This is a genomic window from Marinobacterium lacunae, assembly GCF_000705555.1.
GTDB lineage: Bacteria > Pseudomonadota > Gammaproteobacteria > Pseudomonadales > Balneatricaceae > Marinobacterium_D > Marinobacterium_D lacunae.
The window spans coordinates 19,255-41,944 of sequence record NZ_JMQN01000039.1; the positions used below are offsets into that span (position 1 = coordinate 19,255).

The window sequence follows — 22,690 nt, forward strand, 5'->3', positions numbered from 1 at the left end:
ACCCTAGCCGAAAAACCACATACCCACGACAATGGCGGTGGTCAGGCCTACGACATCACAAAGTAAGCCGGCCCAGAGTGCATAACGCATGCGGGTGATGCCGACGACGCCGAAATAGACCGTGAGCACATAGAAGGTCGTTTCGGTGGAGCCCTGCATGATTGCGGCGATACGACCGGCCAGTGAGTCTACGCCGAGCGTATTGATGGTCTCCAGCATCATGGCGCGGGATCCGCTGCCGCTGAAGGGCTTCATGAAGGCCACTGGCAGGGCGTCGACGAATGCGGTGCTGATGCCCATCCAGCCTAGCACCGCGGCGATGGCCGACACCAGGCTGTCCAGCGCGCCACTGGCGCGGAAGACCCCGATAGCAACCAGCATGGCGACCAGGTAGGGGATGAGCATGACGGCGGTTTCAAAGCCGCTTTTGGCGCCCTCGATAAATTCATCGTATACCCTGACCTTGCGCACCAGTCCGGTGATCAGAAACAGTGCGATCACCGCCAGCAGCAGGCTGTTGGCCAACGCCGCTGAGACCTCCGAAAGGCGCTCCACCGGCAGTCCGCCCAGCCAGTAAACGAAGCTGGTGATCAAGGCGACCAGCCCCGCGAGCCAAGCCACTATAACGGCGTCCATTTTGATTTTCTGGATCGCCATTACAGCAAGGAGTCCCGCCAACGTCGACGCCGTGGTAGCCAGCAAAATCGGCACGAATACATCGGTCGGGCTGACGGCACCTGCTTGGGCGCGGTACATAAAGATAGTCACCGGCAGCAGGGTGACTGACGAGGTGTTCAGCACCAGGAACAGGATCTGGGCATTGCTGGCGGTGTTCTTGATAGGATTTAGCGTCTGAAGGCTTTGCATCGCGCGGATGCCCAGCGGCGTGGCCGCGTTATCGAGCCCGAGCATGTTGGCCGCCAGGTTCATGGTGATAGCGCCCTGAGCAGGGTGCCCTGGCGGTACTTCCGGCATCAGGCGATTGAACAGCGGTGAGAGCAGTCGGCTGATACCCTGTAACAGACCGGCTTGCTCGGCGATGCGGAACAGGCCTGACCAGAGTGCGAGCAGACCGACCAGACCGATGGCGATATCCACCGATAGCCGTGCCATATCGAAGCTGCTGTCGACGACAGCCTGCAGGACGGCGGTATCGCCATTGAGCCAACGTCCAGCGGCAACCGCGATTCCGATCAGAAGTAGAGCGGCCCAGACCTGATTCACTTTATGCTCCCTATACATCCCGCAAAGGCGCGTTCTGTTCTAGCATACCAAAACACACGAAATAGGGATCTCTGTACAGGTCCGGATTTTGCTTGTAACCATATGCCGCCGCGAATCACGCCGGTGCCGCCCAGAGATCTGAACGGAGCCGAGACATGCAGCCAACACTTCTACACAGGATCAGCCCTATCCTGCTTGCCATCAGTGCCTATGCGGTCAGCCTTAACCTGTTTTTTGTCTTGTTGCCGATCCGCATGAGTGAGCAGGGGATCACCACCGCCGATATCGGTCTGGCGATGAGTATGTACCCTGCCGGTGCGATATTGGCGGGCCTGTTCGGTTCCAGGGCGGTGCAGCGGGTGGGGCATATCCGGGCGTTCGCCAGCATGGCGGCGACACTGGCGATCATCGCCGTCGGTCACAGTTACGTCGACAGTGTCTGGTTTACCGGCCTGCTGCGTCTTCTGGCCGGCTTCTGTTTTGTCACCGGCTTTATCACCCTGGAGAGCTGGCTCAATGTGCTGACCGACAGCAGTAATCGTGGGCAGGTTTTTAGTTTCTACCAGATCTGTATCGCGATCGGCTTTGGCAGCGCCCCTTTCCTGCTCAACCTGTCGGTCGACAGTGACCCACGCCTGTTCGGGCTGATCGGTCTGTTTCTGTCACTTTCGCTGATCATCATGGCAATGAGCCGAATACCTGTGCCGGAAGTGCCCGATCGTGCGCGGCCGATGTCGCCAAGGCAGCTGTGGAACTACTCGCCCTCGGGCACCCTGTCGTCGTTCTGTGCAGGGTTGATCAGCGCTGCCAGTGTGTCGTTGATCTCGCTCTACGCCTATGAGCGCGGCTTCAGTGGCATATGGTTGGCGCTGATTCTGGGCTCCTACCAGCTTGGCGGTTTGCTGACCCAATACCCGACTGGCTGGCTGGCGGACCGGTTCGATAAGCGTACGGTGGCGGCGGGGCTGATGGTATTGGGCGTTGTGAGTAATCTGCTGATCGTACTGGATTATTTTCACGCCATACCGGTACCGCTGCTGGTGGTGGTGTTTCTGGTGTCGGGTGGATCGGGCGTGGCGCTGTTCCCGTTGGCCGTCACACAGGTGTTCGACCACATCGATCTCAAGGAGGCGATGCCCGCCACCAGTACGTTGCAGATTCTGTTGGGTATAGGCGGTGTGCTGGGGCCGGTGATCGCCGGCTTCCTGATGAGTCAGTTCGAGATCATCTGGCTGTATTACTACCTGATAGCGGTACACGCCGCGGTAGTGGTTTTCCTCATGGTGCGCCGATTCTTTATTCGCACCGAGCGCCTGTCCGCCAGTGGCCCTTATCAGGTGACGACGCAGGCCAGCTCCCTGGGGGCTAGCGCGTTCGATCCGCGTCTGGATTACAGCCTGGCCGAGATCAACGATCCGGCGCTGAAGCTGTTGCTGGTTGCTTTGCGGCAACACCCGAGCGACCCCTCTGAGCTGATCCATACGGCGTTGGATAGCGCTGCACTGGCCCCGGCGGATGTGGCCACGCAGATGGTGCTGGCGTTGCCAAAACAGTCGGGCGAGCTGATGAAGCATCTGGTTGAGCTCTACCCTGAGCAGCGGCTGGAGATCGCCCGCTCTCTGCATGAGCTATTTGCATTGCATAAGGAGCGTATCAACAGCCTGCTGGAGGAGGGGCTGCTTTACGGTGCCGATGATGATGAGGCGCGTGTGATCAAGGAGATGGTCAGTGCCAGTTAGCGATAAACAGGGAAAGCCGCCTGCCCCCACGCTCGGGGACAGGCGGTGGAGATGTGAACTACGGGTTGGTTGAACTGCGCTCCTGCCAGCCACCTCCGAGCGCACGGTAGAGATCCACCTTAGCCTGCATCAACGCCAGGCGTGCACTGATGCTGGCCTGCTGGCTGGCCACCAGATTGCGCTGTGCATCCAGTCGCGTCAGCATGCTGTCGACGCCGTTGTGGTAGCGCTGATCGGCGATGTTGAAGTAGCGGGTGTAGGCCGCTTCCGCCCGCTCCTGTGCCGCCAGCTGAACCGCGTAGCCGTCACGCTCGGTCAGCGCGTCGGATACCTCAGTAAAGGCGCTTTGCACGGCTTGCTGATACTGGGTCAGCGCGATATCGCGATCGATTTTGGCGGTGTCCAGCTCTGCATCGAGCCGTCCGGCGTTGAATATCGGCAGGCTGATGCTGGGCATGAACGACCAGCTGCCGCTGCCGGCTTCGAACAGGTTGCTCAGGTCACGGCTCATAGAGCCCGCATTAGCGGTCAGGCTGATACTGGGAAAGTAGGCCGCGCGTGCGGCGCCGATATTGGCGTTGGCCCCCTTGAGTTGATGTTCGGCGGCCAAAATATCCGGCCGGCGTGTCAGCAGTTCAGAGGGTATGCCTGGGGCAACATCGGCCACAGCATGAGGGTCGATCTTATCGGCCGGGTTCCACTGCGCGCCAAGTGGTGCGCCAACCAGCAGGGTCAGTGCACTGCGGTCCAGCTCGCCAAGGCGCCGGTAGCGCGCCAAGGTTACGTTGGCATCTTCCAGTGCCGCCTGGGCTTGCGACAACTCAAGCTCGGACGCAACGCCGAGATCGAAGCGCTGTTTGACCAGACTCAGGTTGTCGGCTTCGATCGCCAGTGTCTGCTCGGCCAGTGTCAGCAACTCACGATCGGCCACCCAGTTCAGGTAGGCATTCGTAACGTTCGCAACCAGCGTGATCTGCGTGGCGCGCAGATTTTGCTCCTGCGCCAGATAGTTCTCCAGCGCTTGCTGTTTCAGACTGCGTACGCGGCCAAACAGATCAAGCTCATAGCTGGCCAGCCCAACCGTTGCGCTATAGCTGGACGAGATGCTGTCCTGACCACTGCTGTTGTAGGTCTGCGGCAGACGCTGGCGCGTACCGCTGCCGGACGCCTCGATAGAGGGCAGCAGTTCCGCTCTCTGGATGCGGTATTGGGCGCGGTACCTGTCCACGTTGAGCAACGCCAGATTCAGATCCTTGTTGTTCTCAAGGCTCTGGGAAATTACCTCCAACAAGGCCGGGTCGGTAAAGATGTCACGCCAACCGGTATCAGCGGCAGCCAGCGTTGCCGGCTGTCCATCCTGCCAGGTGTTGATGCTGTCCACCTGCGGCTGCTGATAGTCAGGGATCAGCGAGCATCCGCCCAGCAGCGCGATGGTCAGCGCAAGAGGGATCACTTTCATGCGGTTTCTCCTTCGCCACTGGCCGGGGCGGGTTTGCTCTTGGTGAAGCGAATGACCAGTACGTAGAACAGCGGTACGAAGAAAATTGCCAGGAAGGTGGCGCTGAGCATACCGCCGATTACACCAGTGCCAATCGCCTGACGACTGGCCGCACCGGCACCACTGCTCAGAGCCAGTGGTGTCACGCCCAGGATGAACGCCATCGATGTCATGATGATCGGACGCAGACGCATACGGGCGGCCTCGACCGCAGCGTCGAACAACCCCATCCCCTGATCGTAGAGTGACTTGGCGAACTCGACGATCAGGATCGCGTTTTTGGCCGACAGACCGATCGTGGTCAGCAGGCCAACTTGGAAGTAGACGTCGTTATCGAGCCCGCGCAGACTGGCGGCTGTCAGGGCACCGAGTACCCCGAGCGGCACTACCAGCAGCACCGAGAACGGTACCGACCAGCTTTCATACAGGGCCGCCAGGCAGAGGAATACCACCAGCATCGACAATGCATAGAGTGCCGGTGCCTGTGAGCCTGCCATGCGCTCCTGATAGGACATGCCGGTCCATTCGATGGACAGCCCCGGTGGCAGCTTGTCGAGCATCTCCTCCATCGCCGCCATCGCATCGCCGGTACTGTAGCCCTCAGCGGCCTGGCCCTGGATATTCACTGCTGGCACGCCGTTGTAACGCTCAAGGCGTGGTGAGCCGAAATCCCAGTAGCTGGAGGCGAAAGCAGAGAACGGCACCATCTCGCCATCGGCGTTGCGTACGTGCCAGTTGTCGAGATCGCTCGGCAACATGCGGTACGCGGCATCGGCCTGAACGTACACTTTCTTCACGCGGCCACGGTCGATGAAGTCGTTAACATACTTCGATGCCCAGGCTGTGCTCAGGGTAGTGTTTACGTCATCGATATTCAGCCCCATCGCCTTGACCTTTTCGTGGTCCAGCTCGATATGGAAAATTGGCACATCCTCCATGCCGTTCGGGCGTACGCCGGTCAGACGCGGGTCCTGGGCGGCCATGCCCAGCATCTGGTTGCGGGCGGCCACCAGCGCCTGGTGGCCGATATTGCCGCGGTCCTGCAGCATCATGTTGAAGCCAGAGGCGGTGCCGAGCTCCGAGATCGGTGGCAGGTTGATCGGAAAGATACGAGCGTCGGGGATCTGGCTGAATGCACCCCAGGCGCGGCCGATAATGGCACCCACCGACTGGGATGGCTCGGTGCGTTCGTCCCACGGCTTAAGCCTGATGAACGCAAGCCCCATATTCTGACCCTGACCTGCGAAGCTGAAACCGGCCACGGTGAACAGCGACTCGATGTTTTCCTCGTGATCGGCGAACGCCTCGATCTGTTTCATCACCTCAAGCGTACGGCCCTGGGTGGCACCCGCCGGCAGTTGAACCAGCGTCAGGAAGACACCCTGATCCTCATCTGGCAGGAAGGCGGTGGGCATTTTCACGTACAGGTAGCCAAGCCCGGCTACCAGAATCAGGTAAACGCTGACCAGACGCACCGGGCGCTTGAGAATGCCGCTGACACCCCTCTGGTAGCCATGCGTCGCGCGATTGAAGTTGCGATTGAACCACCCAAAGATACCGCCGCTTTCATGATGACCCGGCTTCGCCGGTTTCAGGATGGTGGCACAGAGTGCAGGAGTCAGGATCAAGGCGACCATCACCGACAGCGCCATAGCCGACACGATGGTCAGCGAGAACTGGCGATAGATGGCGCCGGTCGAGCCAGGGAAGAACGCCATCGGCACGAACACGGCGGCCAACACCAGGCCGATACCGACCAGCGCACTGGTGATCTGCCCCATCGACTTGCGCGTTGCGTCGCGCGGTGACAAGCCATCGTCATGCATCACGCGCTCGACGTTTTCGACCACCACGATCGCGTCGTCCACCAGCAGGCCGATCGCCAGAACCATGCCGAACATGGTCAGTGTATTGATACTGTAGCCGAACGCAGCCATGACACCGAAGGTGCCAAGCAGCACCACGGGTACGGCGATGGTGGGGATCAACGTCGCCCGGAAGTTGCCGAGGAACAGGTACATCACCAAGAACACCAGCACGATCGCTTCGCCCAGAGTCTTGACCACTTCGTCGATGGAGATCTCGATGAAGGGAGTCGTATCGTAGGGGATCACCACCTCCATATCGGCGGGGAAGAAAGGCTTGAGCTCTTCAAGACGTGCCCGCACCGCAGCGGCGGTATCCAGTGCATTGGCCCCGCTGGCGAGCTGGATTGCCAGCCCTGCGGCTGGCTTGCCGTTGTAGCGGCTGGTCACGGAGTAATCTTCGGCACCAAGCTCGATCCGGGCCACATCGCCGAGGCGAACCTGTGAGCCGTCGCTGTTGACCTTCAGCAGAATGCGTTCGAACTGTTCGGTACTTTCAAGCCGGGACTGGGAGATGATTGTGGCGTTGAGCTGTTGACTGCCGAACGCAGGCAGGCCGCCGAGCTGGCCCGCTGCAAACTGGTTGTTCTGGGCCGAGATCGCATCGTTCACATCCAGCGGTGTAAGGCCGAAGGAGGTGAGCTTCTCCGGCTGTAGCCATATGCGCATTGAGTACTGCCCGCCGAAGATACGGATGCTGCCGACACCCTGTGTCCGTGATAGCGGGTCTTTCAACTGGCTGACCGCGTAGTCGGCCAGGTCCGCCCGGTCGAGCGTGCCATTGGGTGATACAAGGCCGATTACCATGAGGAAACCGGTACTGCTCTTGGTAACACTGACGCCCTGCTGTTGTACGGCCTGAGGCAACAGCGGCTCAGCCTGTGACAGCTTGTTCTGTACTTGAACCTGCGCGATATCCGGGTCGGTACCCGGGGCGAAGGTCAATGTGATCTGAACGTTGCCGGATGAGCTGCTGTTGGATGACATATACAGCAGGCCGTCGAGGCCGGTCATCGATTGCTCAATGACCTGCGTGACGCTGTCTTCCAGCGTTTTGGCAGAGGCGCCGGGGTAGCTGGCTGAGATCGCCACCGAGGGTGGTGCAATCGTCGGATACTGCTGAATTGGCAGAATCCGGATCGCAAGCAGACCGGCGACCATGATGACAATGGCGATTACCCAGGCAAAGATGGGCCTGTCGATAAAGAAACGTGCCATGAAAAGCTCCTTACTGGGCGTTGCCTGCGGCGGTTGGTTCACGCGGCGTGACCGTCGCGCCGGCAGCCACTTTCTGCAGGCCACCGATGATCAACTTGTCGCCGGCCGAAAGCCCGGAGCGCACGACCCACTTGTCATCGATGGCCCGACCCACTTCAACTGGGCGCACTTCGACCTTATTTTCGCCGTCGACGACCATCGCCTGAGTGCTGCCGTTGGGCAGACGGGTGATCCCCTGTTGAGGGGCCAGTACCGCCGCATCCAGATGTTCTACAACGACGCTGGCGCGCACGAACATGCCCGGCAGCAGGAGCTCATCGCCGTTGGTGAATTCAGCGCGCACGTTCACTGTGCCGGTGCCCTCGTCGACACTGCTTTCTGAAAACTTCAGGGTGCCGGTTTCGCTTAGCTGGAGGCCATCTTCCAACTGCACGTACACATCGGCTGTAAGGTCATCGCGGTTGCGCTTCATTTTCAGCACCGAGCTTGCAGGCTGGCGTATATCCACGTAGACCGGCGAGAGTTGGCGAATAGTTGCCAGTGCACTGCTCTGGGCAGCTGAAACCAGTGCGCCTTCGGTGACGCTGGAGCGGCTGATGATGCCCGAGATAGGCGCGGTAATGCGGGTGTAGTCCAGATTGATGCGTGCGCTCTGAACCGCGGCCTTGGCCGCTTGAATCTGAGCCTGTGCCTGCTTCCATTCCGCTTCTGCATCGTCCGCCTCCTGACGGCTCACAGCGGAACTCTTCACCAGTTCGCGGTAGCGTTCGGCGAGCAGGCGGGCGCTCTGGGCGTTGGCCTGAGCCAGAGCCAGTTCGCTCTCGGCACTGGCCAGTTCCGCTTTGTACAGGGATGGATCGATCTGGTAGAGCAGTTCGCCGGCCTCGACGCGAGAGCCCTCCTCGAAACTGCGGGCCAGGATAATGCCACCGACCTGCGGTCGAATCTCGGCACTGCGGTAGGCCGCCACGCGTCCGGCGTAGGTCTCGCTAATGTCGACTACCTGTGTTTGCAGTGTCACCACATCAACAGTGGTTGGCGGGGGTGTGGCGCCGGCGCCCTGGTCACTTTTGTCCTGGCATCCAGCCAGGCTCAGGAGGATGCCGCCGATCAGCAGGCTGGAGGGCCAGCTACGTAACAACGTGATAGTTTTTCCCATGATCTCCTCATGTAACTCAGAAGGTAATTAAAGGGGTTGCAAGGGGCGCCGGGCGTGGCAGCCGTGACGATTCTGATATACCGGCCAGTTTACATACATTCGCGTTTGTATGTAAACTGATACCAGTGAAAAACTTAACAAAAGAGTCAACAATTGCGTAGAACCAAAGAGGAAGCGGAAGCGACCCGCCTCTGCATCATGAGTAGCGCCCTGGAGCTGTTCTCGGAAAAAGGGATAGCGGCGACCAGTCTGGCGGATATTGCCCTTAGCGCTGGTGTGACCCGAGGGGCGATCTACTGGCACTTCAAGAATAAGTGGGATCTCTTCGATGGGCTGTGGGAGCATTACTCAAGCCCGCTAACGGTGCTGGGGGCGGCCAGTGCGTCGGATGATCAAGTCGACCCGCTGGGTAAATTTGTTGAGCTGCTTCGGCTGGTATTGGTCGGGGCTGAGCAGGATCAAAACATCCGTCGTCTGGTGACCCTGTACACGCGCGAGACATCGGTGCTCTCGAACGACGATATGCCTGAGCGCATGCGGGCGCTCGAGAACGATCTGCATACCCGACGTGTACGCGCACTGGAAAACGCGATCAAGAAGGGGCAACTACCGAGCGATCTGGATCCGGAGGCCGCGTCACTTCTGATCAAGGTGATGGTGGATGGCCTAATCGTCAGCTGGCTCAGAAGTCCTGAGTGTTTCTCATTGAGTGAAAGGGCCGGTCAGTTTGTCGAGTCGATTATCGCGGTGCTACAGCACGGAGCACGCAAGCGCACCAGCGGTTAGGGATGCGTTAAATGACGTGGAATTTCTGGGGTTTTAGGGTATGTTTGATACCTAAAAATACCCGAGTGGAGTTCCGCCGATGCTGTATCGATACGGTACCGCAGTGTTGCTGGCGCTGCTGTCACCCCTGGCGTCGGCAGAGAAGCTGACGCTGTTGAACTGGGAGGCTTATCTCGCCCCCGACGTCATCGAACAATGGGAGTCCGAGACCGGGGTCAGTGTCGAGCAGGTGTACTTCGACAATGACGAACGTCGCGACCGCATGATGGTCGACGCCAGTCGTCACAACATTGACCTTGTGGTGCTCGATGAGGTCGCGTCCCGTCTTTTCGGCGAGCGGGGTGTGTCCTTCGCGCCCTCCGTCGAACAAGCCCCCAATCTGAACCATATCGATCCCCGTTTTCAGCAACAGTGCGGCGAGCACAGCATCCCCTATATGTGGGGCACGCTCGGAATCGCCTACCGTAGCGACAAGGTGTCGCTACCCCCGACCAGCTGGTCGGCACTGGTGCGACCGGCGCCTGAGATGAACGGTCATATCGGCATGATGGATGATGGTACCGACATGCTGGCCCCGGCTCTGTTGATGCGCGATCAATCGATCAACAGTGCATCGCGGGAGGTACTGCAAACCGCGTTCGAGGATCTCAAACAGCAGGAGCCTGCGGTACTCACCTACGATTACGCGATCACCTACCTGCAGAGCCGTCCCGAGGCAAATGAGCTGTACATGGCGCTGGTATACAGCGGTGACCAGGGGGTGCTCAATGAGATCTCCGGTAGCGAACACTGGCAGTATGTCGTCCCGGATGAGGGCAGCATCCTGTGGGCGGATTGTCTTGCGATTATCCGTGGATCGGAACACGAAGCGCTGGCCATGCGCTTCATCGATTTCCTCAACCGGCCCGACATCGCGGCACGTAATGCCGAATCGCTGTGGGTGGCCACACCCAATAGCGCCGCGCTCGAACTGATCGATCCCGAATTTCGTGCTGATTTGACCATCTATCCGCCGCCTGAGGTGATGGCCAAGAGTCAGATTTACGAAGTGCTAAGTGATGACAACGTTATGCTGCGCAAGCGCATCACCGGTGCGATAAGGAAACTGCATGACGCTCAGTAGGCGAGCCGCCCTGCTGATCGTTCCAGTGCTGCTGGTGGGGTATCTGCTGGTTGCGCTGGCCGTCTATTTCGTTGAGCGCTCCTCGATCGAGCGGCGTGAACAGGCTCGCCTGCACACCCAGCTGACTGAGCTCGGCGCCACCTTTTCTGTCTACGCCTCCTTTGCCGACAGCTATCTGTTCGCCGTCAGCGAATCCGAAGAGCTGCACCGTTTTATGCAGGAAACGGATGACCGTTACAGGAAGCGTGCACTGGGCAGCCGATTGGAGGCAGCTTTTGGCAATCTGACGCGCTCGCGCTCGGATTATATCGCCTTTTCGCTAATCGACACCGAGGGCAAACCGGAATACTTCTTCGCCAGCACCGATAACCCGTTCAGAGAGCAGTCATCACAGGAGCTTGCTTTTGCGCAGCACAGTTTCAGCGCCAAGGCCCTATCGTCTATCGAGGTGTTGACGCTTGAATCAGGCGCGTCACTACTGGTCCAGAACCGATTGCTGGACCTGCGTACGTTGGCTGCCCCCTTGCCAAACCATCTCGAGCACAGCGTTGCGGTTCAGGTAGCGGTGGAGCTGACCAGCTTCGATGACCAGCTCCGCCGTCTGCGTGGAATCTACGGTGGATCGCTCCAGTACAGTCAAACCATGACCGAGTCTATGGAGCCGTTCAGCAGTCAGGTCAGGCTTCTGCCAAATCTCTACCTGCGCGTCGTACCGGATCCGAGTTTTATTGCCGAGCAGCTCGGGAGCATGAAAACCACACTGGCTCTCGGCGCCTTAATGTTGTGTGCGCTGTGTTCGGTGTTGTTGATGTGGTTGATTCGTCGTTTCATCACCCGTCCGGTGCAGGTCCTGGAGCGGCAACTAAGCGAGGTGATGCATGGCATGCAGAACCGCATCAGCTACTCCGGCAACGATGAGATTGGCCGACTGGCGCGACAGTTTCAGCAGCTGTACGGTCAACTGGATGACGCCTATCGTCGGTCTCGCCAGCTCGCCGAGCAGGATTCGTTGACGGAACTGCCCAACCGGAATCGGTTTTACGAGCTGGCAGTGCGTGAGCTGAAGATTGCCGGTGATCGAAAGCTTCAGGTTGGCCTGTTGTATATCGATCTGGACCACTTCAAATTCGTCAACGATAAGTATGGCCACAGTGTTGGCGATGCCCTGCTTAAGTCCTTCGCCCACAGGGCCAGCGCCTTGCTGCAAAGCGAGTGCAACCGTTCACCGAGCTGCGGCCATGCGGTACTGGCACGATTGGCTGGTGACGAGTTCGCGGTACTGCTGTTTGGTTATGTTGATGCCGGACAGCCGGAACATTTGGCGACGCGACTGCTCAATCTGGTGAAGGATGGCTACCAGTTCGAGATGGGCAGCTATCCGGTGACACTGAGTATCGGGATTGCGCGCTTCCCCGAGGATGGCCACAACATCACTCAGCTGATATCCAACGCCGACACGGCCATGTATCAGGCCAAAAGCGCCGGTAAAAACCGGGTGGCATTCTACTCTCAAGAGCTGGCGCGCAAGGCACGGCGTGAGCTTGAGATCGAGCATCAGCTCAAGGTGATCGACTTCGACCAGGAGTTGTATCTGACCTACATGCCGATTATCGACGCACAAGGTCTAATCGACGGTTGTGAGGCGCTGCTGCGCTGGGAGTCACCGACGCTGGGCTGGGTCGGACCTGACAGCTTTATTCCCATTGCCGAACGAACCGGATTGTATGGTCAGATCGATCGTTGGGTTGTGCAGCGATCACTTGACGACCTGCAGCAGTTGAAAGCACTGTTGGGCGACTCGATCACGCTGTCGATCAACCTGTCCTCGGCCGAACTCACCGTGCCCGATTTCGATCAGTACATGCGGGATCAGTTGGAGCGTGTAGGTGTAAAAGCTGAGTGCATCGAAGTGGAGATGACCGAGACTTTCGGTGTCGAGGCTTCGGTACAGCGGAACCAGATGCTGGCCCGGTTGCGTGGGCTGGGGTTGCAGATCGCCATCGACGATTTCGGCACCGGTTATACCTCCATGATGCAGATGGTTGAGTACCCGGTAGATAAGGTGAAGCTGGATCGCAGCTTCATCGAACGGTTGATCGAGCCGGCCAACCAGCGGCTGCTGGCACCCATTATTTCCCTTTGTCATGCGCGCGGGCTACGCGTTACGGCAGAAGGTGTCGAAACCGAACAGCAGGCACAGCTGCTCGTTGCAGCTGGCTGTGATTGCCTGCAAGGCTATCTTTTTGGCAAGCCGATGCGGCTGAAACAACTTGAAACCTGGGTTCAGGAACGCAGGGCTGAGCAGATCAGCGCAGATCTGGAGGTGATTGAGCCGCGATCGGTGCAGACATAAAGCAATCCACGGGTATACTAGCGTGAAAACAGGAATCGAATAACAGTGAGTTGCGAGGTGTAAATCGTGGGTGCAGTCGATATGGGAGACGAGAACCTTCATGTTCTGATGGCGCGTCAGCCGATCTATACCAAGAGCCACGACGTCTCGGCTTTCGAGCTGCTTTTCCGCGATCCGGATGGAAAGTTCGTCGATGGGCTCAAGGACAAGGATGCTACGCTCGGCGTTTTGATGGGCACCTACTCCAGTATCAGTAAGGGTGGTGAGGTACAGAACCTGCCCTGCTTCCTGAAGGTGACCGATACTTTCCTGCTCGATAATGAGATGCCGGATCTGCCGCGGCAGAACTTCGTCATCGAAATTCTGGGCCACTCCAAGATTTCACCCGCGCTGATTGAGCGGGTCAAGGGGCTGGCGAATGACGGCTACCGTTTGGCGCTGGCTGACTACAATCCCACAGACCCCCGCTTTGGGCCGCTGCTTAATGTGGTTCATGTACTCAAGCTCGATATCCAGAAGCTCGGCCTTAGTAACGTGCAGAAGCTGGTGCAGAAGCTGCGGCCCTTCCAACTGGAACTGCTGGCCGACAAGGTCGAAACCAAAGACGAGTTTCGCCAGTGCCTCGAGATGGGCTTCGAGCTCTATATGGGCTATTTCCTCAGCAAGCCTGAACCGGTAAAGGGCAAGAAGATCACCGGCAATAAGGTGCTGCTGATCCAGCTGCTGACCGAATTGCAGCGTCCAAGTGCCACGGCACAGTCGGTCGAGGAGATCGCCCTCAACGACCCGGCGTTGACCTTCAAGATTCTCAAGGTAGTCAACTCGGCGGCCTTTAACCTGCGCCGCGAAATCACCTCCCTGTCCCACGCGATCGCCATGTTGGGCATGGAGCAGGTGCGTCGCTGGGTAATGTTGTTCTTGGCCAACAGCAATGGCGATAAGCCGGATGACCTGACCCGCAACATGCTGCAGCGTGGCCGCATGTGCGAGCTGATCGCCGAGATGAGCGGGCGTGAGGAGCCGATTAACCACTTCATCGTAGGCCTTCTGTCCCAGCTGGATGTGATGATGGATATGGATATGGCTGAGCTTATGAGCCAGGTGCCTCTGCATCAGGAGATAAAGGCCGCGTTGATCAGTCGTGCCGGTTCCTACGGTGAAGTGCTTCAGGAGGTCGAGCATTACGAGCGCGGTGAGTTCGAACACCTGCGCAAGATGCTCGATAAACACACCTATGAGGTGGCCTATCGCCACAGCCTGAGCTGGGCCACTCAGGTGATGCAGGCGCTGCAGAGCGCGGCATGATCGGACTGTTGCCGCCGGACTTGGCGGTGGCGGACGCGGCCGTACTCATATTGACCGCAGGCTTCACTTCGATGTTGACGGCCGCGATGGGGATCGGTGGTGGGTTACTGTTGCTGGCGGTGATGGGCCAGATCGTGCCACTGACGGCGCTGATTCCGGTGCACGGTCTGGTGCAGCTGGGCTCCAATGCCAACCGTGCGGTCATGATGCGCCGACATATCGACTGGCGGATGGTGGGATTGTTTGCCGCTGGTGCAATTCCGGGGGCATTGCTGGCATCGATGGTGGTGGTTCAATTGCCGTTGGCGACCATCCAGCTCTGTATCGGTCTGTTTATATTGTGGCTGGTGTGGGGGCCGAAGCCCAGCAAACGCGAACTCACACGCTGGAGCCTGATGCTGATGGGCGGGCTGACCACGGTGTTGACGGTGTTTGTGGGCGCCACGGGGCCTCTGGTTGGTGCCTATATTCATCGCAACAGCTTTGACCGTTTTCGCACTGTCGGCACCTTTGCTACCTGCTTGTCGGTACAGCATCTGCTGAAAGCGGCGGTATTCTCATTTATCGGCTTCAGTTTTATCGACTGGCTGGGACTGTCACTGGCCATGATCGCCAGCGGTGCACTGGGTACCTGGATCGGCCTGCACCTGTTGAAAAAGATACCCGCAGAGCGCTTTAGTCTGATCTTCAAGTCATTGGTTACGCTATTGGCGCTGCGCATGCTCGGGCTGGCGATGACGGCGTTGAGTGCCGCCTGAGTAAAGCTGTAGCGACAAAAAAGGCGACCCGAGGGTCGCCTTTTTAATGATCTGCCAATCAGTCGAGCTGTGACAGGTCGCGTACTGCGCCTTTGTCTGCGCTGGTAGCCAGCTTGGCGTAGGCTTTCAGAGCGGCTGACACCTTACGCGGACGCTCCTTGGCCGGTTTCCAGCCCAGTTTGTCCTGCTCGACGCGGCGAGCGGCAAGTTCGTCATCCGACAGCAGCACGTCGATGGTGCGGTTGGGGATGTCGATGCGGATGCGATCGCCATTACGGACCAGACCGATAGCACCGCCCGCGGCCGCTTCCGGAGAGGCGTGCCCGATCGAAAGACCCGATGTGCCGCCGGAGAAACGACCGTCGGTGAGCAGGGCGCAATCTTTGCCCAGGCCCTTGGACTTCAGATAGGAGGTCGGGTAGAGCATCTCCTGCATACCCGGGCCGCCTTTCGGGCCTTCGTAGCGGATGATCACGACATCGCCGGCCTTCACTTCGTCGTTCAAAATCTTCTGCACCGCTTCGTCCTGGGATTCCATGACGTTGGCGCTGCCCTCGAACACCAGAATCGAGTCGTCGACACCGGCGGTTTTAACCACGCAGCCATCCAGGGCGATATTGCCGTGCAGTACCGCCAGACCGCCTTCCAGAGAGAAGGCATGCTCGATGGAGCGGATACAGCCGTTGGCGCGGTCGCCGTCCAGCGTCGGCCAGCGGGTGGCCTGACTGAATGCAACCTGGGTCGGGATGCCGGCGGGTCCGGCACGGTAGAACTCGACCACTTCGGGGCTCGGGTTACGCATGATGTCCCACTGATCCAGCGCGTCCTTCATGGTCTCGCTGTGTACGGTCGGCACATCGGTGTGCAGTTTGCCGGCACGGTCCAGCTCACCAAGGATACCCATGATGCCGCCGGCACGATGCACATCCTCGATATGGTATTTTTGCGTGTTTGGCGCCACTTTGCACAGCTGCGGCACGCTGCGGGAGAGGCGGTCGATATCCTTCATGGTGAAGTCGATCTCCGCTTCCTGGGCGATCGCCAGCAGGTGCAGAATGGTGTTGGTGGAACCGCCCATGGCGATATCCAGCGTGATCGCGTTCTCGAACGCCTTCAGCCCCACGGAGCGCGGCAGTACGCGCTCGTCGTTACCTTCGTAGTAGCGCTTGGCCATCTCGACGATGGTGCGTCCGGCGCGCAGGAACAGCTGCTCGCGGTCGGCGTGGGTGGCCACCACGGTGCCGTTGCCCGGCAGAGCCAGACCCAGCGCCTCGGCCAGGCAGTTCATCGAGTTGGCGGTGAACATGCCGGAGCAGGAGCCGCAGGTGGGGCAGGCGGAGCGCTCGACGGCATCGACCAGCTCGTCCGATGCGGTGGGGTCGGCCGCCAGCACCATGGCATCGACCAGGTCCAGCTTGTGGTCGGCCAGCTTGGTTTTACCTGCTTCCATCGGCCCGCCGGAGACGAAAATGACCGGGATGTTCAGGCGCATGGCGGCCATCAGCATTCCCGGGGTGATTTTGTCGCAGTTGGAGATGCAGACCAGCGCGTCGGCACAGTGGGCATTGACCATGTACTCGACGGAGTCGGCGATGATGTCGCGGCTCGGCAGTGAGTAGAGCATGCCGTCATGGCCCATGGCGATACCGTCGTCGACGGCGATGGTGTTGAACTCTTTCGCCACACCACCGGCCTTTTCGATCTCGCGTGCCACCAGCTGCCCCATATCCTTGAGGTGGACGTGGCCCGGTACGAACTGGGTAAAGGAGTTGGCAACGGCGATGATCGGCTTATGGAAGTCTTCATCCTTCATGCCGGTGGCACGCCACAGGGCGCGTGCGCCCGCCATGTTGCGGCCCGCTGTTGAGGTCTTGGAACGATACTCTGGCATCTCGGATCCCTCGGTAACTGGGGGTGATCTGTCGTTTCGGAAAGGGCCAGAGTATAGCAGATCGCCCCACGCATGTATTCGCCTGCGCCAGACGCGGGTAAGGGCGCAAATAACGTCTAGACTGCCGGTGTGAAAAGCAAAAAAGCTGAGTTTCAAAAGGGCAGGAGGTCTGTATGCGCATAGGCGTTCCCAAGGAGATAAAAGTACATGAGTACCGTGTCGGTCTGACACCTATGGGTGTCCATGAACTGGTGGCACAGGGGCACGAGTTGCTGGTGCAGGCACACGCAGGTACGGCAATCGGCTATGAGGATGAGGCTTACCGCGAGGCCGGGGCTCGGATCGTGAACGATGCAGAAGCGGTGTTTCGCGATGCCGAGATGATCGTCAAGGTAAAAGAGCCGCAGTTGAATGAGTGTGACTGGTTGAGCCGGGGCCAACTGCTGTTCACCTATCTGCATCTGGCGGCCGACCGGCCGCAGACCGATGCGCTGCTCGCCAGCGGCTGTACGGCCGTTGCGTACGAGACGGTGGAGGATCGTCAGGGTGGCTTGCCGTTGCTGGCACCAATGAGCGAGGTGGCCGGACGGATGGCGGTACAAGCGGGTGCCCATTGTCTGGAGAAGGAGCAGGGCGGGCGCGGCGTGCTGCTCTCTGGTGTACCGGGTGTGTCACCCGGACGTGTGGTGGTGATCGGCGGTGGCGTCGTGGGCAGTCAGGCGGCGCGCGTGGCTCAGGGCATGGGCGCTCAGGTTACCATTCTCGATAAGTCGCTTCCCCGCCTGCGAGAGCTGGACGATCTGTTCGGCGGCCGTGTCGGTACGCTCTACTCCACCGGCGAGAATATTCGCCAGCAGGTGGCTCAAGCCGATCTGGTTATTGGTGCGGTGCTGGTGCCGGGCGCACGGGCACCCAAGCTGGTGACGCGGGATATGCTGGCGTTGATGCCACGCGGTGCGGCATTGGTCGACGTGGCCATCGATCAGGGTGGCTGTTTTGAAACCAGTCATCCGACGACGCATGCTGACCCGATTTTTGAGGTCGACGGTATTGTGCACTACTGCGTTGCCAATATGCCGGGCGCGGTTGCACGTACCTCGACGCTGGCGCTGACCAATGCCACGTTGCCCTATGTGGAGGCGCTGGCAGGGCAAGGCTGGCGGCAGGCGCTGCGCACTGTGCCGGGATTGGCACCGGGATTGAACGTGCATGACGGGTCGCTTTATTGCGCCGGTGTCGCGGATGCGTTCGGCCTGGAACTGGGGGATCTCGACCATCTGCTTGCATCTGATCAATAGCGCGAAAAGTTCATGCTGGATTCATCTGTCTCTGACTAAAGTGGCGTTAACAGGCTGGCAGATCAGCGCTGGCCGTTCACCACAGGGGGTACCCCCGGGAGGCAGTCATGAATTCAAAAGTGCTTATTGCGGGATTAACCCTGTTGTCGGCACTGGGATCGAGCCTGGTCGCAGAGGCCAGCCCTTTCGATCGCCGGCCGCAGCAAGGTATTGAGCTGAGCCACTACAAGCATCACGATCGCTATCCGGCGCATGACCGGCGAGAGCGTCTGGCACGGGTGCTTGATGTCAAACCGATCTGGCCCAAGCACGATCGGTATTCAAAGCATGACCGGTACTGCCGGGATGACCGTCGGTACAGTGATCGAGACGATCGACGTGACCGCGGCGACTGCGGCGACCGCGACGAGGCGCGAATCGTCGGCGCGCTGGCCGGCGGTGTGGTTGGAAACATGATCGGGCGCGAGCATGACAACGCCCTGGTCGGCACGGTTGCCGGTGCGCTGATCGGCTCTGCCGGGGCCGATATCATCGTCAGTCAGGGCCGCATTTCCCATCGCGGCAAAGAGTGTGTCAGCCGGCATAAACTAAAGTATCATCAACAACCTGTCGCCTATCGGGTGCGTTATATCTATCGCGGCCAGGTCTATACCACGCGTACCCGAGAACACCCGGGCCGCTATATCGAAATTGATCACTATTACGATAGAAGAGGTTGAGTTTATGTTGCGTGTGAGGCGGGTTGTCGTGCGTTGGCTAAGTGTTGCTCTGGTGGCGGTGATCCCCTCTCTCCTCAGTCTGCCGGCGCAGGCGCAGTGGGCGCCGGCCGGCGTCCTTCTGGCGCAGAGTGCCATCACGCTCAAACAGGCGGTTGAGATCGCCCGTCAGGCGTTTGGAGGCGAGGTCGTCAAGGCGGACGAGGTCACACGCAAGGGCCAGCATCTGTTCCAGATCCGGCTGGTCAACAATGGTCGGGTGCGTGATGTTCTGGTCGATGCCCAAACAGGCAGGATACTCAACCCCTGATCCTGAACAGGAGGTGACAGCATGAAGCTACTGATAGTTGAAGACGATCCGGATCTGCGCCGTCAGCTCAGTACCGGCCTTAGCGAGCGCGGTTACACCGTGGAAGAGGCCAGCGATGGCGAGGATGCACTCTATCTCGGGCGTGAATACCCCTATGATCTGGCGATTGTCGATCTGGGCCTGCCCAAGGTGTCGGGTATCGAGGTGATCCGCCAGTGGCGCTCGCAAGAGCGTAACTTCCCGATCCTGATCCTGACCGCACGTGGTGACTGGCAGGACAAGGTTGAAGGGCTGGAAGCCGGTGCCGATGACTATCTGGTCAAACCCTTCCACATCGAAGAGCTGGTGGCCCGGCTCAATGCGCTGTTGCGGCGTGCCGCCGGTCATGCCCGGCCGCAGTTCGATTTCGGCCCGCTCTCGCTCGATACCGCTGCCCGGGTGGTGTATCTGGACGGCGAGCCGGTCAAGCTGACCAGCTATGAGTACCGTACATTCGAGTATCTGGTGCTCAATGCCGGCAAGACCGTATCCAAGACCGAATTGACGGAGCACCTGTACCACCAGGACTATGATCGCGACTCCAATGTGCTCGAGGTGTTCATCCGCCGTTTGCGTCAAAAACTGGACCCCGAGCAGAGTCTGCAACCGATCGAAACCGTGCGTGGGTTGGGTTACCGGTTTGTTTTGAAAGCCACCGATAACGCTGGATGATTCTGGCATCGCTGATACCCCGCTCACTCAAGGCGCGCCTGTTCTGGGCGTCGGTGGTGCTGTTGCCGGTGGTGATTGTCTTTGCCGCTGCAGCCCTGCAGCGCGCTTTTCATAACAGTCTGCGTGCATCCGAGGCCAGTCAGGCCCGGCTGCATGTCTACCTCCTGCTCGGTGAGGCAGAGCTGCGCAATGGCCGTATCTGGCTGCCGGATTCGGTACAGGAGCCGCGTTTCAGCCAGGTGCAGTCCGGTCTTTACGCGACGGTTCACTCCAGAGCCGGTGAGCTGCTCTGGCGCTCACCCTCCTCGGAGCTGCTGTCAGAGGAGCTGATGGCAGATCTGCCAAGCAGCAATCTTGAACCGGGCCAGACTCTGTTCCGGCATCTGGCCGCGGATGGCCTGTTCCTGTTCCAGTATCCCGTGGTGTGGGAGGGCGAGAATGGCGAGCAGCGTTTTCTGGTCTCGGTGATGCACTCTGACGATAGCGTCAATCACGAGATGCAGGCGTTTGCCACCCAGCTTTGGGGCTGGCTCGGCGGTGTTTATCTGTTGGCGCTGCTGATGCAATTCCTGATCATGCGCTGGGGTCTTAAGCCGCTCGATCACCTTGCAGAGGACCTGAGTCAGATCGAGCAGGGGCAGTCTGACAAGCTCAAGGGCACCTATCCGCTCGAAGTGCAGGCGGTCACCGACAATCTGAACCGACTGATCGAGAGTGAGCGCCGCCAGCGGGAGCGCTATCGCAATACGCTCGGTGATCTGGCCCATAGCCTGAAAACGCCGCTGGCGGTCATGAAGGGGGCCGCTGATGAGATGATCGACAGCGAGCGCTACCGCCAACTGGTTGATGAGCAGACCTCGCGAATGACGCAGATCGTTCAGTACCAGCTCTCGCGTGCGGTGAAATCCCCGGGTGCGCCACTGGCGCAACCGGTGGCGGTGGAGCCGGTTATCACCCGCATACTGTCGGCACTTTCCAAGGTATATGCCGACAAGCATATGGTTGTGCGCACCGATCTTGAAGCGGGCATCAGCTTTGCCGGTGACGAGCATGACCTGATGGAGCTGCTCGGCAACATTCTGGAGAACGCGTTCAAATACGGTGAGTCACAGGTACTGGTGCGAGGGCGTCAGGATGGTGCGTTGCTGGTGCTGGAGGTGGCCGACGATGGGCCGGGGGTGAGCGCCGATCGACGGCAAACCATTCTGGAGCGCGGCGCCCGGCTGGACTCGTCCGCGCCGGGGCAGGGGATCGGGCTTTCGGTTGCCGTCGATATACTCAGCAGCTACGACGGCGCGCTGGAGATCCGGGACAGCGCCGATCTGTCGGGCGCTGCCTTTTTGATCCAGCTGCCGACGCTGTAGTCGGCCGACGGGTTCAGAGCGTCTTAATAAACACCTTGGAGTTACGCTGGAAGTTATACAGCTCCTTTTTGCGGCTGGGCAGTGCCTCGAGGGGCGCGGGTTTGAAGCCGCGCTCCAGAAACCAGTGCGCGGTGCGGGTGGTCAGCACGAACAGCTGCTTGAGGCCCTGCTCCTTGGCCATATCCTCGATATGCTCCAGTAACAGATCACCGCGGTTGCCACCTCGGTAGTCGCCGCTGATCACGACACAGGCCAGCTCCCCGATCGCCTCGTCGGCAAAGGGGTAGAGCGCCGCACAGCCGATAATCGCACCGTCGCGCACGACAATGCTGAAACGCTCGATCTCGGATTCGAGCAGCTCACGGGAGCGGCGAACCAGTACACCTCTCTCTTCCAGCGGCGCGATCAATTCGAGTATGCCGCCCACATCTTCGATATCGGCGGCGCGAACCTGCTCGTAGGACTCCTTGCTGATCATCGTGCCGGTGCCGTCACGGGTGAACAGCTCGATCAGCAGTGCTCCATCCTGCGCGTGGCTGACCAGATGACAGCGCGGTATGCCCTTGTCGCAGGCATCGGCGGCCGCTTGCAGCAGACAGGCCATTTCGCTCCAGGGCTTTTCCGGTTCGGCGGATACGCGGGTGGAATAGTGGTGCACCAGTCGACGTGCCGTTTCGGCCAGCAGTTCACTGCGCAACTCGCCACTGGAGTCGTAGATGCCTTCCTGTTGTCCGAACAGAATCAGCTTGTCCGCGTTGAGCGCCACGGCGGCACCGGTGGCCACCTCCTCAACCGACAGGTTGAAGATCTCACCGGTCGGCGAGTAGCCGAGGTTGGAGATCAGCACGATGTTGTCCATGTCGAGCTGCTGCTTGATCGCCTGATGATCGACCCGGCGTAACTCCCCGGTATGGCCCATGTCGACACCGTCGAGGACGCCGAGTGGACGTGCGGTGATAAAGTTGCCGGAGCAGACGCGGATGCGTGCGCCGTGCATCGGCGTATTGGCCAGCCCCATGGATAGCTGGGCTTCGATTTCGGTACGAACCCGTCCCACGGCCTCTATCACGCAGCGCAGCGTCTCGCTGTCGGTAACGCGCTGGTCGTGGTGCAGGCGCGTTTCCAGCCCGGCCTCACGTGTGCGTTCATCGATCTGCGGACGGGCGCCATGCACCAACACCAGTCGCACATCCAGACTGTTCAGCAGCGCAATATCATGCACGATGCTGGCAAGGTGAGTGTCGTTGATCGCCTCGCCACCGAGCATCACCACGAAGGTCTTGCCGCGGTGCGCATGGATGTAGGGCGAGGAGTGGCGAAACCAGTTAACAAAGTCTTGGGTCGTATCGTTCACACGGTTTACCTGTAAGAG

17 protein-coding genes are annotated in these 22,690 nt (G+C 59.6%); 11 read left to right on the forward strand and 6 right to left on the reverse strand.

Going from position 1 to position 22,690, the window contains the following annotated elements; all coding sequences use genetic code 11:
• Positions 1-3: 3 nt before the first annotated feature.
• Positions 4-1,224, reverse strand: coding sequence for a nucleoside recognition domain-containing protein (locus ADIMK_RS12475; RefSeq protein ID WP_231517048.1), 1,221 nt, complete (start codon positions 1,222-1,224; stop codon positions 4-6).
• A gap of 155 nt (positions 1,225-1,379) precedes the next feature.
• On the opposite strand from ADIMK_RS12475, the gene ADIMK_RS12480 reads away from it, so the two are divergent.
• Complete coding sequence (locus tag ADIMK_RS12480) at positions 1,380-2,963, forward strand: MFS transporter (protein WP_036188616.1); 1,584 nt, start codon at positions 1,380-1,382, stop codon at positions 2,961-2,963.
• Positions 2,964-3,021: 58 nt separating this feature from the next.
• Here the strand turns inward: ADIMK_RS12480 and ADIMK_RS12485 are convergent, their stop codons facing one another.
• The 3 genes from ADIMK_RS12485 to ADIMK_RS12495 are packed head-to-tail and all read right to left on the reverse strand — an operon-like array spanning position 3,022 to position 8,703.
• Positions 3,022-4,422, reverse strand: coding sequence for an efflux transporter outer membrane subunit (locus ADIMK_RS12485; protein ID WP_036188617.1), 1,401 nt, complete (start codon positions 4,420-4,422; stop codon positions 3,022-3,024).
• A complete protein-coding gene (locus ADIMK_RS12490) occupies positions 4,419-7,544 on the reverse strand; it encodes an efflux RND transporter permease subunit (RefSeq protein WP_036188619.1) in 3,126 nt (1,041 codons plus the stop codon). The genes ADIMK_RS12485 and ADIMK_RS12490 overlap by 4 nt, the downstream gene beginning before the upstream one ends.
• A gap of 10 nt (positions 7,545-7,554) precedes the next feature.
• Entirely contained in the window at positions 7,555-8,703 is a 1,149-nt protein-coding gene (locus ADIMK_RS12495; protein WP_036188621.1) for an efflux RND transporter periplasmic adaptor subunit, read from the reverse strand.
• 153 nt (positions 8,704-8,856) lie between these two features.
• Between ADIMK_RS12495 and ADIMK_RS12500 the strand changes: the two genes are divergently transcribed.
• The 5 genes from ADIMK_RS12500 to ADIMK_RS12520 all read left to right on the forward strand — a co-directional run bounded on the left by ADIMK_RS12500 (position 8,857) and on the right by ADIMK_RS12520 (position 15,028).
• Complete coding sequence (locus ADIMK_RS12500) at positions 8,857-9,489, forward strand: TetR family transcriptional regulator (RefSeq protein ID WP_036188623.1); 633 nt, start codon at positions 8,857-8,859, stop codon at positions 9,487-9,489.
• Between the two features lie 79 nt (positions 9,490-9,568).
• The gene (locus ADIMK_RS12505) at positions 9,569-10,612 is read left to right on the forward strand and encodes a polyamine ABC transporter substrate-binding protein (protein WP_036188625.1); all 1,044 of its coding nucleotides are present in this window, start codon (positions 9,569-9,571) and stop codon (positions 10,610-10,612) included.
• On the forward strand, positions 10,599-12,965 hold the full coding sequence (locus tag ADIMK_RS12510) for a putative bifunctional diguanylate cyclase/phosphodiesterase (protein ID WP_051692915.1): 2,367 nt from the start codon (positions 10,599-10,601) through the stop codon (positions 12,963-12,965). The genes ADIMK_RS12505 and ADIMK_RS12510 overlap by 14 nt, the downstream gene beginning before the upstream one ends.
• A 66-nt stretch (positions 12,966-13,031) precedes the next feature.
• Complete coding sequence (locus ADIMK_RS12515; RefSeq protein WP_231517049.1) at positions 13,032-14,270, forward strand: EAL and HDOD domain-containing protein; 1,239 nt, start codon at positions 13,032-13,034, stop codon at positions 14,268-14,270.
• Entirely contained in the window at positions 14,267-15,028 is a 762-nt protein-coding gene (locus ADIMK_RS12520) for a sulfite exporter TauE/SafE family protein (protein WP_036188628.1), read from the forward strand. The genes ADIMK_RS12515 and ADIMK_RS12520 overlap by 4 nt, the downstream gene beginning before the upstream one ends.
• A 58-nt stretch (positions 15,029-15,086) precedes the next feature.
• On the opposite strand, the gene ilvD is transcribed toward ADIMK_RS12520, so the two are convergent.
• On the reverse strand, positions 15,087-16,919 hold the full coding sequence (gene ilvD / locus ADIMK_RS12525; RefSeq protein WP_036188630.1) for a dihydroxy-acid dehydratase: 1,833 nt from the start codon (positions 16,917-16,919) through the stop codon (positions 15,087-15,089).
• Between the two features lie 173 nt (positions 16,920-17,092).
• Between ilvD and ald the strand changes: the two genes are divergently transcribed.
• The 5 genes from ald to ADIMK_RS12550 all read left to right on the forward strand — a co-directional run bounded on the left by ald (position 17,093) and on the right by ADIMK_RS12550 (position 21,318).
• The gene (gene ald / locus ADIMK_RS12530) at positions 17,093-18,217 is read left to right on the forward strand and encodes an alanine dehydrogenase (protein ID WP_036188635.1); all 1,125 of its coding nucleotides are present in this window, start codon (positions 17,093-17,095) and stop codon (positions 18,215-18,217) included.
• 107 nt (positions 18,218-18,324) lie between these two features.
• Complete coding sequence (locus tag ADIMK_RS12535) at positions 18,325-18,936, forward strand: glycine zipper 2TM domain-containing protein (protein WP_036188637.1); 612 nt, start codon at positions 18,325-18,327, stop codon at positions 18,934-18,936.
• Between the two features lie 4 nt (positions 18,937-18,940).
• A complete protein-coding gene (locus ADIMK_RS12540; RefSeq protein ID WP_036188639.1) occupies positions 18,941-19,243 on the forward strand; it encodes a PepSY domain-containing protein in 303 nt (100 codons plus the stop codon).
• 21 nt (positions 19,244-19,264) lie between these two features.
• Positions 19,265-19,954: a response regulator transcription factor gene (locus ADIMK_RS12545; RefSeq protein WP_036188642.1), complete on the forward strand. Its 690-nt coding sequence runs from the start codon at positions 19,265-19,267 to the stop codon at positions 19,952-19,954.
• Complete coding sequence (locus ADIMK_RS12550) at positions 19,951-21,318, forward strand: ATP-binding protein (RefSeq protein ID WP_036188645.1); 1,368 nt, start codon at positions 19,951-19,953, stop codon at positions 21,316-21,318. The genes ADIMK_RS12545 and ADIMK_RS12550 overlap by 4 nt, the downstream gene beginning before the upstream one ends.
• Before the next feature lie 13 nt (positions 21,319-21,331).
• On the opposite strand, the gene argA is transcribed toward ADIMK_RS12550, so the two are convergent.
• The gene (argA, locus tag ADIMK_RS12555) at positions 21,332-22,672 is read right to left on the reverse strand and encodes an amino-acid N-acetyltransferase (RefSeq protein WP_036188648.1); all 1,341 of its coding nucleotides are present in this window, start codon (positions 22,670-22,672) and stop codon (positions 21,332-21,334) included.
• Positions 22,673-22,690: the final 18 nt, after the last annotated feature.